This is a genomic window from Acinetobacter sp. CIP 101934, assembly GCF_000369585.1.
Classification (GTDB): Bacteria; Pseudomonadota; Gammaproteobacteria; order Pseudomonadales; family Moraxellaceae; genus Acinetobacter; species Acinetobacter schindleri.
Genome location: NZ_KB850094.1, coordinates 1,987,876 through 2,003,070, shown reverse-complemented (window position 1 = coordinate 2,003,070; position 15,195 = coordinate 1,987,876). Strand labels below are relative to the sequence as shown.

The window sequence follows — 15,195 nt, the reverse complement described above, 5'->3', positions numbered from 1 at the left end:
TATTTATTCTTTGACAATTAGTATTGGAGTTTCAGCCAAGCCGAGTACATTTTGTGCCACGCTGCCTAAAATCAGTTTTTGTAATCCTTTACGCCCATGTGAACCCATCACAATCAAATCTACAGGTAATTCATGACTGGTCTGCAGAATGCCTTCCGAGGGTGACATGCCGTGTAGAATCCGAATATCCAGATCTATACCTTCACGCGTAAAGGTATGTTTTAGATCATTAAGCCTATCCAGTGCATTTTGCTCGGCCTGCATAAAATAATCGGTGACAGCTGGGGCAACCTTATAAAAATCTACTCCAGAAAAAGGATCAACTGCAATGACGCTGATTAAGGTCACTTTGCTGCCAAAAACTTTTGCAATATCGAGCGCATGTTCTGCAGCCGCATAAGAGATAGGCGATTCATCAATTGCGACCAGGATATGTTGATAATGCTTCATAAAAATTCCTGATAATGATGCACGCTTGGAAACAGGATACAGCTGTAGCTGGCGTGATGAATAATAGCAGTGCTTTAAAGCATGATTTATTGTCATGCGCATCAAGGGATGCGCAGAACCAGATTATTTTTTAATGATCAGCACTGGAGTTTCCGACACACCCAGAACATCTTGTGCAAAGCTGCCCAGAATGATCTTCTGGAAGCCTTTACGACCATGTGAACCCATCACAATCAAATCTGCACCAGTTTCTTCTGCAGTATTTGCGACATGCTCGGCATTGACCAAACCAGTCACAATATGTGTTTCGGCTTCCACACCTTCCTCTTGGGCAATGATGCTTGCTTGTTTCAATGCTTTTTTGGCATTGGCATGTGCTTCAACAAAATATTCTTTCATAATGGCAGAGCTATAGTAGAAATCTGCCTCAGTAAAAGGATTTTCTGCAATCAGACTCACGAGTGTCAGTCTGCTACCAAAAGCTTTCGCAATTTTTGCAGCATGACGTACTGCTGAAAAGGAAATTTCTGAACCGTCCACAGGGACTAAAATATGTTGATAGGCCATCTTATTTATACTCCGGTTTCGTTTTTGTCTTGCTTTAAACTATTGATAGCACAGTGACGGAGGGGGTTCAATTGCAAAATATAAAAAAATCTGAAAATTCATTAAATTACAGTGATATATTTACAAAAAACTGTAGACTGATTGGCAGATAAAACAGACTGGAATACCCGGATTTTAAGCAGGTTTGCTCAATCTCTATTAAGCTGGTTGGGTTAAAATATATAGAACGTTGAAACTTGGAAAATTATTAGTGGAAATATTCAAGATATGGTGAATACACATATAGTTAAAGCTGGAAAAGGGTTATTAGGATTAATACTTTTATGTGGGTTATATGGCTGTCAGAGTACGGCACAGAACAGTAAAATTATTGCCACTGCTTTTAATATGACGACAGCTGTACAGCAGAAAATCATGGATCGTTATGCACCGGATGATGTCATTGTGCAGCAAAATATTCTCTATGATTCTGATCGGCGGTTGGGTTTGGACTTATACCAGCCACAAAATATGACTCAACTAGAACAACGCCCAACAGTGATCTGGATTCATGGCGGTGGCTGGATTTCCGGATCTCGGGAACATGCACAGGGTTATTTTAAACTGCTGGCATCAAAAGGTTATAACGTGGTGTCTGTGCAATATCAGCTTGCTCCTCGGTCAACTTATCCAAGCCAGCTACAGCAAATTAATATGGCATTGGCTTATCTCCAGACGCATGCTTCTCAATACAAGATTGATCCAGATCAGCTTTATCTGGCTGGCGATTCTGCCGGTGCCAATCTCGCCAGTCATTATGCGGCCTTGTTAACCAATCCGGTTTTTGCCCGCAACTCTGACTTTGTGTCATCAATCCAGCCTGCACAGCTTAAAGGGCTGATTCTACACTGTGGCATTTATGACCTGAACGCGTTTGTGGATACGGCACCAGAAAAAATCAAACTGATTGAATGGGGAGTTCATAATATGGTGCAGGCCTATACAGGTGATCGCCGGCATGATGCGGATTTCCTGAAAAAGATCTCACCTATTCAGCACATTACTCCAAATTATCCACCTGTGCTAATCAGTGGTGGAAACAAGGACTTTCTCACAGAAACACAGTCCTATCCATTTGTGCAAGTCTTGAAAGCGAATCAGGTGCCGGTAAAGGCAATCTTTTATCCAGAATCAAAAACATGGCTGATCCATGAATATCAGTTTTATATGGGGAAAAAAGAAAGCCAGCAGACCTTTGAACAGACACTTCAATTTCTGCAATCACCTACTGATATGTTATCCACCCCTAATTGAGATAAAGATCTTAATAAGTTTTACGCCATTTAAAGAACAAATGTACCACCAGGCCAAACAATAGTCCCCAGAATGCTGAACCGATGCCTAGGAATTGCACTCCTGAAGCACTAAACAGGAAGGTTAATAATGCCGCCTCGCGTTCATCCATGTGGCTGAACGCGAGTGTAATGTTATGTCCAATGGTGCCCAACAGGGCAATACCTGCCAGTGCAGTAATAAACACGGTGGGGAAAGCTAAAAGAATACTGGTCAGTGTGGCTGCAAATAAGCCCATGAGGATATAGAAGAAACCACAGCTCATACCAGCGATATAACGTTTCTTGCTATCCGGGTGGGCCTGATCATCGAGGCTGATCGCTGCGCTAATCGCTGCAATATTGACGGCGAAACAGCCAAAAGGAGCCAGTAAGGTTTGAGCAGTGCCAGTCCAGCCAATCAGCTGATTAACATGTGGCGTATAACCATAACTTTTAATCATTGCCAAGCCTGGTAAATATTGCGATGCCATATTAATAACAAAGAGTGGCAAGGCCAGACCAAGAATCGCAGTCCAGGAGAATTCAGGGCTCACCCAGACTGGATGAGCTAGTGACCAATGCAGGCTCGGTGGATTAAAGTCCAGAAATATGGGACATAGGGCGACACCAGCAATTACGGTAACCACAATGCTATAACGAGGCGATAGCCGCTTGGCAATGATATAGGCAGCGAGTAGACACAGGATAAAGCCCAGCTCATGTTGCAAGCTGGCAAACAGACCAATCCCGAATTTAAGTAAGACTCCTGCCAGCATTGCGCTGGTTAGACTTTGCGGAATCGCATGCAGGACTTTCTCAAAAATACCTAAAAAACCCAATACTGCAGTGACAAGGCCGCAGACCAGAAAAGCGCCCAAAGCTTCAGGCAGGCTATAGCCTGTGCCGGTTGCCAGGATTAAGGCCAGACCTGCGGTTGACCAGGAAGTTGCTACTGGATATTTAAACTTCCAGGAAAGAATAAGCCCACAAAGACCAATCCCGATCCCTAGGGCCCAGAACCAGGAAGTAATTTCAGCTGTGTTCGCGCCTAAGAGCTGTGCAGCTTGAATTACCAGCACAGAGGAAACACTGATCCCAACTAAAAAAGTAATAAAACCGGCAAATGCTGCGGGTAGGGAGAAGTCTTGAAGGAATTTTTGCATATCCGTTGCAGAGATAATCAGTATGATTGAAAAGTGCACTTATCATACGCGCTTCACTAATGCTGTTAAAGGCAAAAACAACCTAAATCACGTAGGGTTATAAGTTGTTGGGACGTCATGCATTTCATAAAGTTGAAGTCGCAAGTTTTAGCCCAAAGCCACAAAACAGGATTGCCACACTGGCTACACAAAGTGAAGTCAGACGGTAACGATGCCTAAAAAATTGAGCCAGCGTAGCACCTGAAAAAATCAGAATACTGAGATAAGACATGCTGATGATCTGCAAAATAATTGCCAGAATCGTAAAAGTCAGTGCAGGGTATGAATAGGATGGATCAACAAACTGCACAAAGAAAGACAGATAAAACAGAATCGCTTTGGGATTCAGAATGCTGATGGTCATCGCGGTACGGAAGGGATGTAATTGCTCCAGATTCTGCTCGGCTTGCTGGATCTGTGCCTTGCTATGTACGGTATTCCAGGTGTGGTAAGCCGCAATCAACAATTTAATACCCAGATAGCTCAGATACACCGCACCAATAATTTTCAGAATAGTAAACAGGACCGGAAAAGCATGCAGTAAAGATGCTGCACCGAGTGCGGTCAGGAAAATTAAAACCATATCTCCAGCATAGACACCGAATGCGGCCCGATATCCGGTTTTAATCCCGTAGCGAGAAGCTACCGACATGACGTAGAGGGAATTCGGTCCGGGTAACATCACAATTAACGCTGTTCCAATGATAAAGGTCGTTAAATCAGTGATACCAAACACGCAAAATCCACATACAAAAAAGCCGATGCGGCATTATACCTGCATCGGCTTATAGCTGAATTAAGATTTAAGCCTTAATTTCTGAATCTGTTGTAAAACTTTGGCTTAACAGGGTAGATAGCTGTTCACGTGCTTTAATAAAGCCTTGAATACCCGCTTCCAGTAATTGGGAAGCCATTGGATCTTGTTCTAGTTGCTGTTTAAAGTCTTCCTGGCTAATTGGAGTTAAAGCCCCTTGCTTTGGCACATGGTCCGAAGACAACTGCGGCTCAACAACACGGTTATCCTGTTCAAGCTGATCGAGCAGGTTTGGTGCAACAGTTAACAGGTCGCATCCAGTCAGACCCAGTACCTGATCAATACTACGGAAGCTGGCACCCATCACTTCAGTCTGTATACCGTGTGATTTGTAGAAGTTATAAATACTTTTTACCGATAACACACCTGGATCTTTTTCAATCGGATACTGATCTACACCCTCAGCCTTTTTGTACCAGTCCAGAATACGGCCAACGAATGGCGAAATCAGGGTAACTTTGGCATCTGCACAGGCATGTGCCTGATGCTGACCAAAGAGCAGGGTCAGGTTGGTATGAATGCCTTCGGCTTCCAGCGCACGTGCGGCCTGAATACCTTCCCAGGTCGATGCGATTTTGATCAGGATACGATCTGAAGCAACGCCGTACTGTGCGTACAGTGCCAGTAATTCTTTGGCTTTGGCAATCGTCGCTTCAGTATCATAAGACAGGGAGGCGTCTACTTCAGTGGAAACACGGCCTTCAATCAGTTTAAGAATTTCCACACCAAATTTAACCGTAAGAATGTCAATAGTACGTTCAATCAGTTCATTACCCACATAACCTTCGGTTTTAGCCTGCGCATAGGCGTCTGCAATCAGAGCTTTGTTTTCAGCCTGATTGGCTGCAGCAGTAATCAATGAAGGATTGGTGGTTGCATCGAGTGGACGGAATTTTTCAATCGCAGCTAAATCGCTGCTGTCCGCAACAATGGTGGTGAATTGTTTTAGTTGGTTTAACGCACTTTGTGTCATTTGGATCTAGTTCTTAGGTTATTGCTTATGCATTCTGTTATATCACAAAGTGCTTATTTCCCAAGTGTTCACCGACTATTTTCAGTAACTAATCTGTGTTTTTGCGTTGATTTCTGATGTGATTAATCAAAAAATGCGCAGCCTGACCGAGTTTTGTTTCACGACTCCAGACCAGATCGACAAAATAATCAAACTTTGGGGTGAAATCATACAGATCCAGAATATGCAGTTGTTCCTGAATATGTGGATGTTCATGCAGCATTTCCATCGGTAAAATCCCCCAGCCAAGACCCTGTTTAATCAGTCGATAGGCTGAGTGATGGTTATCGGTACGCCAATAGTTTCTGGAAAATAACAGTTCTGGCTTGATCTGATGATCACGGCTGGCAACTACAATCTGGCGACTATTCAAAATCTGCTCATAGCTGACCTGATCAAGCTGACTTAAAGCATGGGATTTCGCGGCAACGGCAACCAGTGTTTCTTTTTTCAGCTCGACAAACTGCTCCCGGGTCTCCAGTTGCTCTCGTTCAAACATCAATGCAAGTTGGGCAGCACCTTCAAATAGCAGTTGGTGAGCATCTTCTTGCGGGGCAGAAAATACATTGATTTGTAAATCCGGAAACTGCTGTTCCAGTAAGACTACATAATCGGTCCAGCGCGTGTGTAGGAGCTCAGATACGATGACAATATTCAGTTCAGATTCTAGCCCTGAGCTTAATGCTTGAGCATGTTGCTTCCACTGATTCATTTCTACCAATAGTTGTTCAGTCTTTTCATACAGCACTTGAGCTGCTGTTGTAGGCTGTGGCTCACGGCCAATCCGTTTAAAAAGCTGTAAATCCAGATCAATTTCCATGTTGGCAATGGCCATACTTACAGCAGAGGGCACTTTGCCAAGCTTGCGTGCGGCTGCCGAGAAGGAGCCAGTCTCTATCACTGCTTTAAACAGCAGTAATTGTTCCTGATTAATATTCATATTTTAATCTGTCAATATTTTTGAAAGATTCTAACTCGAATAATCAGATAATAGGAAATAAACTAGGCACTATTATTAAGCTATTTGAGTAAGCAGAGATGTTAATTTCAAGCAGAAGGATAGTGCATGCGCTGAGCTATGAGATCATTCTGTTGGTCATCATTGCCATTGCCCTGAGTTATATCTTTCAGTTGCCAATGGAAGTGACCGGAACTTTAGGTGTTGCCATGGCAGTCACATCCGTAGTCTGGAATATGCTGTTTAACCATTATTTTGAAAAGATCGAGGCGAAACATCAGCTAAAAAGAACCATTAAGGTGCGTATTGCACATGCTATCGGTTTTGAAGGTGGCTTGATGCTGGCGACCATTCCGATGGTGGCATATGCCTTAGAGATGAGCTTGTGGCAGGCAATTTTGACAGATCTGAGTTTAACGCTATGTATTCTGGTCTATACCTTTATTTTCCAGTGGTGCTATGACCAGATTGAGATCAAAATGGGAATTCGCACTGAATATGCTAAAAGTTGATTTGTCTTAAAGCATTGCGTGACTAATAAAAAAGCACCTCACTTGAGGTGCTTTTTTAAATCAGGTGTAAAGATTATTTTTCAATAATCGCAGTCACACCTTGACCGCCAGCCGCACAGATCGACACCAGTACACGACCTGAACCTTTCTGGTTTAATAGTTTCGCAGCAGTCGCGATGATACGGCCACCTGTCGCAGCAAATGGGTGACCCGCTGCCAGTGAAGAGCCTTTTACATTCAATTTGGCACGGTCGATTGAGCCCAATGGTGCATCTAGACCTAAACGCTCTTTACAGAATTTCGGATCTTCCCACGCTTTTAAGGTTGAAAGTACTTGCGATGCAAATGCTTCGTGGATTTCATAGTAGTCGAAGTCTTGAAGTTTCAGACCAGCACGCTCCAGCATACGTGGAACGGCATAAGCAGGTGCCATCAACAGGCCTTCTTTCTTCTCTACAAAATCAACTGCCGCAGTTTCCTGGAAAGTTAAGTAAGCCAGTACTTCATGACCATTGGCTTTCGCCCATTCTTCAGACGCTAGCAGTACACAAGATGCGCCATCCGTCAGCGGAGTAGAGTTACCCGCAGTCATGGTACGTGCATCGCCCTTACCAAAAGCAGGTTTCAATTTTGCCAGTTTTTCAACTGAAGAATCTGGACGCAGGTTATTGTCACGCTCAAGACCTAGGAATGGTGTGATCAGGTCATCAAAGAAACCTTCTTCGTATGCTGCTGCCATTTTCTGGTGTGAAGATGCAGCCAGTTCATCCTGTGCTTCACGAGAAATGCCCCATTCCAGTGTTGTGATTGCCTGATGGTCGCCCATAGACAGGCCGGTACGTGGCTCACCATTTTTCGGTGCATCCATCAGGTCTTTCACATTAATTTTGGTTAAAGCTTTCAAACGATCTTTTGCTGTTCTAGCAATGTTCAGTTCAAGTAAAGCTTTACGTAAACCATCACCAAATGCGATTGGCGCGTCAGAGGTAGTATCTACACCACCAGCCACACCGACTTCGATTTGACCTAATGCAATTTTATTGGCAACCAGGAATGCAGCTTGCAGACCAGTACCACATGCCTGCTGAATGTCATAAGCCGGAGTTTCAGGTGCAAGGGCAGTGTTCAGTACGCACTCACGCGTCATGTTAAAGTCACGGCTGTGTTTCAATACTGCACCAGCTACGACTTCACCCAGGCGTTGACCTTGTAAATTAAAACGTTCAATCAGGCCATTCAGGGCTGCGGTGAACATATCAGTATTGGATGCCGTAAAGTAAGCACCGTTAGAACGTGCAAATGGAATGCGGTTACCACCGATAATAGCAACGCGGCGAACTGTATTTTGGCTCATGTTTTGGTCCTGTTGAACAGAAATCTGTGTTTTTGGTGTTAAGGTTTTATTGCTTGAAGTCGTATTTTCCGCACGATTAGACGCAGCACGGGGGCGCGTGGTTTTCGTCGGACTTTTTTCTGCAGACGTTGCGCTCGTCGTTTTGCTTGTGCGCTTGCGTGCTGTTGATGGTTTTGACACGCTCTCGGCTACAGGATTCTCGACCGCTGGATTTTCTTGAGTTGTTTTGCTCATAAGGCTTTACCAGGCAAATTGATCATCTTCTTGGTCGCTACATTAACATAGAAGGCTATAGGCTGAATTGACTAGAATGACATTACAGAGTGCGCTTAGGTCAAGTCATCTGTTTATTATCTCAAGTATTATTGACCAGAATCTGATGGATCTATTGAATTATAAGTATCTGACATTATATTGAAGTTAAAGCATAACTTTAGATCGATCAAAAATTAATTTGTATGAGAGATAATAATCATGACTGACCAGTACCAAGCGTTCGCAAAATCTCCTATTGGTAAATTTGTCATTAAAAACCTAGGTCTTCCATCCCCAACCTTCCTTGAGCGCTATGACTCTGCAACTCCTGTAGTCAAAGGCGCCGTTTTAGTAGGTGCTGCACCTGGCAGTACTTTGACTGGTTCAATTGCACAAGTTTTGGCAAATATTCATGCCAATAGCTATGCGGGAAATAATGCTGAACTGCAACAGGCAGCTGCACAAGCGGGTCTGAACCTGGGTGCATTTAATCAGGGCGACAAAGAATCAAAATTTAAAGTAGCAATTTTTGATGCGTCTGGTATTCAGAATTCGGACGATTTAAAAGCGTTATATGATTTCTTTAATCCGATCGCGCGTCAAATCCAGGCATCTGGTCGTGTGGTGATTGTAGGAACCACTCCTGAATCTGCAACGTCAGTGAAGCAGGCGATTGCACAACGTGCGCTTGAAGGTTTTGTAAAATCAGTTGGTAAAGAATTCAAGAAAGGCATCGCGGCGAACCTGATCTATGTGGACAATGGGGCTGAGGCAAATCTCGAGTCTGCACTGCGCTTTGCGATTTCTCCACGTTCTGCCTATGTGTCTGGTCAGGTGATTCGCGTATCTCACGCAGCAACTCACGATGTGGACTGGACTAAACCTTTGGCAGGCAAGACAGCTGTAGTCACAGGTGCTAGCCGTGGTATTGGTGAAGCGATTGCTCATGTACTGGCACGTGATGGTGCACATGTGATCTGTCTGGACGTTCCGCAACAGCAAGCAGATCTTGACCGTGTAGCAGGTGAGATCGGTGGTTCTACCTTGGCAATTGATATTACTGCAGCTGATGCTGGTGAAAAAATTAAAGCTGCGGCAGCTGCGCAGGGCGGTTTAGATATTATCGTGCATAATGCCGGTATTACCCGTGACAAGACTTTGGCAAACATGAAGCCTGAGCTTTGGGATCTGGTAATTAACATCAACCTGTCAGCGATTGAACGCGTTAATGATTACCTGTTGAATAATGATGGTCTGAACGCTAACGGCCGTATTATCTGTGTATCTTCAATCTCTGGTATTGCGGGTAATCTGGGGCAAACTAACTATGCAGCTTCTAAGGCAGGTGTAGTCGGTATTGTGAAATATACAGCTCCAACTTTAAGCAATGGTATTACCATTAACGCCGTTGCTCCTGGTTTTATTGAAACTCAAATGACTGCTGCAATTCCTTTCGCAATTCGTGAAGCTGGCCGCCGTATGAATTCAATGAGTCAAGGTGGTTTACCAGTCGATGTCGCTGAAACGATTGCAATGTTCGCTTCAACTGCATCTACAGGCTTGAATGGCAATGTGGTTCGTGTCTGTGGTCAGAGCCTGTTAGGGGCTTAATTCTTTCTGAAAAGTTCTTTTCTCTCTCTACGTTAACCCGTAGAGTAGATCAAGAATTCCCTCTCCTCGTAGGAAAGGTTAAATAAATTAAATAGAAGGTAGGATGAGATATTATCCTCATCCCAGCCTTCTCCCAGAGGGAGAAGGGGCTTTCAATCCAAATTGAAATAAAAATATTCCAAAGGTTCAGTATGCATACTCGCCATTTTAATCAACTTCCAAAGCCGTATCTTGCTTATCCAAAAATCATTCAGGGTCTCATTTCAAAAAAACCAAAGGGTGAAAAGGTCCTGCCGCAAGTTGAATACGTGGTAGATTCATTCAAGGTCGATCAAAAGCATTTAAAAGCTTACAACGCCGTCTGTGGTTTTAAGAATAATGGTTATATCCCGGCGATCTATCTGGCAGTACTTTCACAAAGCCTGCAAATGCATATGATGACCTCGGAAGCTTTCCCATTTCCAATTCTAGGATTGGTGCATATCCGCAATCAGGTCAAGCAATACCGTAAAGTGGGTGTGAATGAACAGCTGACTTTATCTTGCACGTTCGGTGAGTTGCAGCCACATGACAAAGGCGTACAGTTTGATTTCATTACTACAGTGAAAGTCGGTAATGATGTCGTGGTTGAAGCATTAACCACTTATTTGTCCCGTCAAAAAACTGATGCAAAAGCATCTGCAAAAACCACAGAAAGCAAAATACCGAATTATAAAGTGAATGCTGAATGGGACATTTCTGAAAATACTGGTCGTCGCTATGCCATGTCTTCAGGTGACTTTAACCTGATTCACATTCATGCACTAACAGCTAAAGCCTTCGGTTTTAAACAGGCGATTGCCCATGGTATGTGGAGTAAGGCGAGAGCTTTAGCCAGCCTGACCCTGCCAGATGCCTATGAAGCGGACGTGTGGTTTAAGCTACCGATGTACTTGCCATCTAAAGTGCAGTTCACGACTGCGAAATCAGACAATGATACTGAATTCCTGATCCGTAATGCGAAAAGCCAGAAACCGCATGTTTCAGGTAGCATCAAAGCTTTATAATGATCTAAAAAGCCTAAACTTGATTTAGGCTTTTTTTATTTCAGCCTGTACAAATATTAGATCTCATTTGAAACATGTATCAAGGAAGGACGCATGAAACCGATTAAACAATATCTATCTGCCAGTACCGAAAACTATCAAGGTTATGTTGATCCTCGCTTTCAGGATCTGGCCGTGCAGTTTAGTCGTTTTCAGGATGCCCGTGCCGAACAGGGGGGTGCTGCACTGGTGGTCTATCATCAGGGTGAAAAAGTCCTGGATATTTATACCGGCAAAAAATCTGAACAGGAACTGTGGCAACCGGATACGCTGTCAGTGTGTTATTCCACTGGCAAAGGTGTCTTAGCGACCTTGGCACATATCCTGGTCAGTCATGGACTGATCAGCTATGACACACCTGTAGCAGAATACTGGCCAGAGTTTGCCCAGCAAGACAAAGACCAGATCACGCTGGCACATATACTCAGCCATCAAAGTGGTTTGTATGATATTCGCAATATCATCGAGGATGCCCGGGAAATGGTAGATTGGCCGCATATACTGCAACGCGTTGCCGCAGCCAGACCACGTTTTGCTTTAGGAACGGATGCAGCTTATCAGCCGCTCACTTTTGGCTGGCAGGTCGGTGGAGTATTGGAAAAAGCGACTGGCAAAACCCTTGCTGAGTTGATGGATCAATATCTGGTGCAACCATTACAGCTAGATGGTGCTTACTTTGGTGTGCCCGAGCATGAATTGCTACGTGTTGCTCGTCCGATTCACCGGAAAAAAGAACAGACTCGGTCACGCGCAGATCAAACTCATCAACCAAGGAAGCCTAATCTGATGGAACGCGCCTTAGAGCTGAGTGGTCAAAATCCGCAGGATTTTCAAGATGCCATGATTCCTAAAGGTATGAAGCATCTCAACTTCTTTAGTGATGAAGGGCTTAAAGCCATTATTCCTGCAGCAACCGGGGTATTTACTGCTCAGAGTCTGGCAAAAGTCTATGCCATGCTGGCACAACAAGGCCAATGGCAGGGACAAGACCTTATTTCCCAACAGACTTTTACACGTTTAAGTACGGTGCAATATACCCATCGTGACCGGATTATGCCGTTTCCGATGCATTGGCGTCTGGGCTACCACCGCATCCTGACCTTAGGAAAATCAACAAAAGGCTTTGGTCATGTCGGTTTTAATGGCTCTGGAGCCTGGTGTGATCCGGAACGTAAACTGAGTTTTGCTTATACCCATAATTTTCCTACTGCTTCCATTACTGGAGATTACCGTCTGTGGGGCTTAACTCAGGAAGCCTTACGTTGCGCTGATCAGATCCAGACCGGACGTAAGGGCTGGTTTTAAGATTCCCGACAAATTAATGCAATTTACCTCACGGTATTCACTATGGTATGTTGCCGCATAATCAACATGCTGAATCTAGAATCATGAAGAAAGTTATTTTGATTCCACTCGTGGCAACGGCGGCACTATGGGGTTGTCAGGATTCCAAACAGGATAAAGCCCAAACTGCAATTGAAGCTCAGGCGATGCAAACGGCCTGGGCGGGTGAATATCAGGGCACAACACCGTGTATGGGGTGTTTATCCAGCTGTGAAGATTGTACGGGAATGGCTGTAAAACTTCGACTGAATGAAGATGAAACCTTTGTGCTGGAACGTGAGAGTCTGAGTGGTCATAATGAGATTGAAACGATTAGCGGTAAAATCCGTTTTCAGGATGACAGTCGACAGAAGATTGAATTGCTCAACGTCGCTAAACGAAATTTACTGTTTGTTGATCTGGAAAAGGGTTTACTCGAAATTCGTGAAGATCAAACAGGCAAACGCTATCAGATGCAAAGTGATTTTATTTTAGCTGAAAGCCTAAATTCTTGATAAAAGTTTTTGTTTTATATCCCTTTTTTTATCTGAATAAAAAAGGGATTTTTATTTATTCAATTCCTGCATTTATTTCACTATTTATCAAAAAAACAGTATGCTTAGACCTGTGAAAAGGAGCATACATGTATCAGGTACTTGCACGAAAATATCGTCCTCGTAATTTCAATGAATTGGTGGGTCAAAACCATGTTTCTCGTGCCTTAACCAGTGCGCTCGAACGTGGCCGTCTGCATCATGCCTATTTGTTTACGGGCACGCGCGGTGTGGGTAAAACGACGATTGCACGTATTCTTGCAAAATGCCTGAACTGTGAAACAGGGGTGACTTCAACGCCGTGTGAGGTCTGTCCAACCTGTACTGCCGTGAATGAAGGCCGTTTTATTGACCTGATCGAGATCGATGCAGCTTCCCGTACAAAAGTTGAAGATACACGTGAACTGTTAGATAACGTTCCCTATGCACCCACTCAAGGGCGCTTCAAGGTCTATCTGATCGATGAAGTACACATGCTCTCCACCCATTCTTTCAATGCCTTGTTAAAGACGCTGGAAGAACCTCCTGAACATGTGAAGTTCCTGTTTGCAACCACAGATCCGCAAAAACTCCCGATTACGGTTATTTCGCGTTGTTTACAGTTTATTTTACGTCCATTAGCAGTCGATGAAATTACTGATCACCTAGGGCATATTTTACAAAAAGAAAGTATTCAGGCTGACCAAGATGCAATCTGGCAAATTGCTGAATCTGCACAAGGTTCATTGCGTGATGCACTGTCGCTGACCGATCAGGCCATTGCTTATGGTCAGGGTGCGATTCAGCATCAGGACGTGAAAGAGATGCTGGGCCTGATTGACCGCACCATTATCTATGACCTGATTTTGGCGGTTCACCAGAATCAGAAGGCCCGTGTCAGTGAACTTTTACTCCAGTTCCGGCAGCAGGCACTAGATGTATCTCTAGTATTAGATCAGCTGATTTCGACCTTGCATGAACTGGCACTTTTACAATATTTGCCAGATTTAAGTCTGAAATATAGTGCTGAAATTAACCAGAAAATCATGCAGCTCTCAGGACTGATTTCGGCACAAGATCTGCAGCTGTATTATCAAATTGCCTGTAAGGGTCGTGCTGATCTGCAAATGGCAGTAACGCAGGAGCAGGGCTTTGAAATGACGGTGCTGCGCTTGCTGGCTTTTCGTCCATTACAGCCAAATGAGATTCCAGCCAATACTGTACCAGTACAGCAAGTGACACCTGTATCTGCACAGCCAAGTATTGTACCCCAACAGGAAAGTGCTCCAGTTGCATCACCGGTGGTCGAAGATTTTCCATTAGATGATGGTTATGAGGATGAGCCAGAATATAGCTCAGCCACTGCGCAGTCTGAATCATCTTCTGATGATTTTCTCGATGTGGAAGATGAACCAGATTTACATACTGCGCCTGTCGAAGCACAGGCAGCAGAACCTACGACAGTTAAGCAACCAAGTACGGATCAGATTATGTTTGATCCAAGTGTGGATGATGGACTGTTTGGTTTTGATGATGTGCCGGCGGAACCAGCTATAGCAAGCACAGAAGCCTGTAGTGATGATTTCCTGTTAGAAGAATATCTTCCTGAAAATCGTGCTGCTGCGCCTGTAGAACAGAATGAGCCTGAATTCAGTTTGTTTGCAGCAGCACCTGAGCCAGAAACTGTTGAAAATATTGCAGTTGAATCCCAAGTAGCGCCTATTGCACCGACAGAAGTTGGACATGTCCAGATAGCAAATGCAGATATTTCAACAGATCGTAATCTAATGCCACAGGATATCTTGCAAATTCCGGTACAGGACATGCAAGGTGAATGGACTGTAGAAAAATGGGAATTCTGGTTCCGCAATAGCCAGCTTTCACCAGCGGTACAGGAGCTGGCACAGTACGGCATTATGACTGGGCAGATTGATGGAGAATCAGTTTTTCATATTCCGGAGCGTTACCAGCAGTTACTCGGTCAGTTGCAACATACCCTAGAAGAAGCCTTAAAACAGCAATGGACAGGTACGCAATTCAAGGTGAAGTTTGAAGATGTCAATGAACTGACACCTTATACCATGCAGCGTGAACGTAAAGTGCGTGCATTTAAACGTGCTGAGGAGTTGCTACATGCAGAGCCTGCTGTGAAAGATCTGGTACAGAACTTCGATGCAGAATTGAAGAATATTCAGCTGAAATAAGT

At 44.1% G+C, this 15,195-nt stretch carries 14 protein-coding genes; 7 read left to right on the top strand and 7 right to left on the bottom strand.

The window, feature by feature from the left end:
• Positions 1 to 3: 3 nt before the first annotated feature.
• Together F899_RS09840 and F899_RS09835 are read right to left on the bottom strand one after the other, a co-directional pair.
• A complete protein-coding gene (locus tag F899_RS09840) occupies positions 4 to 450 on the bottom strand; it encodes a universal stress protein (protein WP_004815649.1) in 447 nt (148 codons plus the stop codon).
• A gap of 123 nt (positions 451 to 573) precedes the next feature.
• The gene (locus tag F899_RS09835) at positions 574 to 1,017 is read right to left on the bottom strand and encodes a universal stress protein (protein ID WP_004892860.1); all 444 of its coding nucleotides are present in this window, start codon (positions 1,015 to 1,017) and stop codon (positions 574 to 576) included.
• Positions 1,018 to 1,284: 267 nt separating this feature from the next.
• Between F899_RS09835 and F899_RS09830 the strand changes: the two genes are divergently transcribed.
• On the top strand, positions 1,285 to 2,310 hold the full coding sequence (locus F899_RS09830; protein ID WP_005222479.1) for an alpha/beta hydrolase: 1,026 nt from the start codon (positions 1,285 to 1,287) through the stop codon (positions 2,308 to 2,310).
• A gap of 10 nt (positions 2,311 to 2,320) precedes the next feature.
• Here the strand turns inward: F899_RS09830 and F899_RS09825 are convergent, their stop codons facing one another.
• The 4 genes from F899_RS09825 to F899_RS09810 form a co-directional block, all read right to left on the bottom strand.
• Positions 2,321 to 3,493, bottom strand: coding sequence for a benzoate/H(+) symporter BenE family transporter (locus tag F899_RS09825; RefSeq protein WP_005222477.1), 1,173 nt, complete (start codon positions 3,491 to 3,493; stop codon positions 2,321 to 2,323).
• A gap of 124 nt (positions 3,494 to 3,617) precedes the next feature.
• Positions 3,618 to 4,268 (bottom strand): leucine efflux protein LeuE, encoded by a 651-nt coding sequence (gene leuE / locus F899_RS09820; protein WP_005222476.1) that lies wholly within the window; start codon positions 4,266 to 4,268, stop codon positions 3,618 to 3,620.
• A gap of 67 nt (positions 4,269 to 4,335) precedes the next feature.
• Positions 4,336 to 5,319, bottom strand: coding sequence for a transaldolase (tal, locus tag F899_RS09815; protein ID WP_005222474.1), 984 nt, complete (start codon positions 5,317 to 5,319; stop codon positions 4,336 to 4,338).
• Between the two features lie 88 nt (positions 5,320 to 5,407).
• Positions 5,408 to 6,298 carry an HTH-type transcriptional regulator AceR gene (locus F899_RS09810; protein WP_005222469.1) on the bottom strand — a complete coding sequence of 297 codons (891 nt, stop codon included), beginning with the start codon at positions 6,296 to 6,298 and terminating at the stop codon, positions 5,408 to 5,410.
• A 98-nt stretch (positions 6,299 to 6,396) separates the two neighbouring features.
• Here F899_RS09810 and aceI point away from each other — a divergent pair, with 98 nt between their 5' ends.
• Positions 6,397 to 6,828, top strand: coding sequence for a chlorhexidine efflux PACE transporter AceI (aceI, locus tag F899_RS09805; protein WP_004815658.1), 432 nt, complete (start codon positions 6,397 to 6,399; stop codon positions 6,826 to 6,828).
• A gap of 73 nt (positions 6,829 to 6,901) precedes the next feature.
• Here the strand turns inward: aceI and F899_RS09800 are convergent, their stop codons facing one another.
• A complete protein-coding gene (locus F899_RS09800) occupies positions 6,902 to 8,416 on the bottom strand; it encodes an acetyl-CoA C-acetyltransferase (protein WP_004815659.1) in 1,515 nt (504 codons plus the stop codon).
• A gap of 240 nt (positions 8,417 to 8,656) precedes the next feature.
• On the opposite strand from F899_RS09800, the gene F899_RS09795 reads away from it, so the two are divergent.
• The 5 genes from F899_RS09795 to dnaX all read left to right on the top strand — a co-directional run bounded on the left by F899_RS09795 (position 8,657) and on the right by dnaX (position 15,193).
• Positions 8,657 to 10,048 carry a 3-oxoacyl-ACP reductase gene (locus F899_RS09795; RefSeq protein ID WP_005222466.1) on the top strand — a complete coding sequence of 464 codons (1,392 nt, stop codon included), beginning with the start codon at positions 8,657 to 8,659 and terminating at the stop codon, positions 10,046 to 10,048.
• Between the two features lie 191 nt (positions 10,049 to 10,239).
• Complete coding sequence (locus tag F899_RS09790) at positions 10,240 to 11,094, top strand: MaoC family dehydratase (RefSeq protein ID WP_004815662.1); 855 nt, start codon at positions 10,240 to 10,242, stop codon at positions 11,092 to 11,094.
• Positions 11,095 to 11,187: 93 nt separating this feature from the next.
• Positions 11,188 to 12,438, top strand: coding sequence for a serine hydrolase domain-containing protein (locus tag F899_RS09785; RefSeq protein ID WP_005222463.1), 1,251 nt, complete (start codon positions 11,188 to 11,190; stop codon positions 12,436 to 12,438).
• Between the two features lie 83 nt (positions 12,439 to 12,521).
• Positions 12,522 to 12,971 carry a copper resistance protein NlpE N-terminal domain-containing protein gene (locus tag F899_RS09780; RefSeq protein ID WP_034434252.1) on the top strand — a complete coding sequence of 150 codons (450 nt, stop codon included), beginning with the start codon at positions 12,522 to 12,524 and terminating at the stop codon, positions 12,969 to 12,971.
• Between the two features lie 128 nt (positions 12,972 to 13,099).
• Complete coding sequence (gene dnaX / locus F899_RS09775) at positions 13,100 to 15,193, top strand: DNA polymerase III subunit gamma/tau (protein ID WP_005222460.1); 2,094 nt, start codon at positions 13,100 to 13,102, stop codon at positions 15,191 to 15,193.
• Positions 15,194 to 15,195 lie beyond the last annotated feature (2 nt).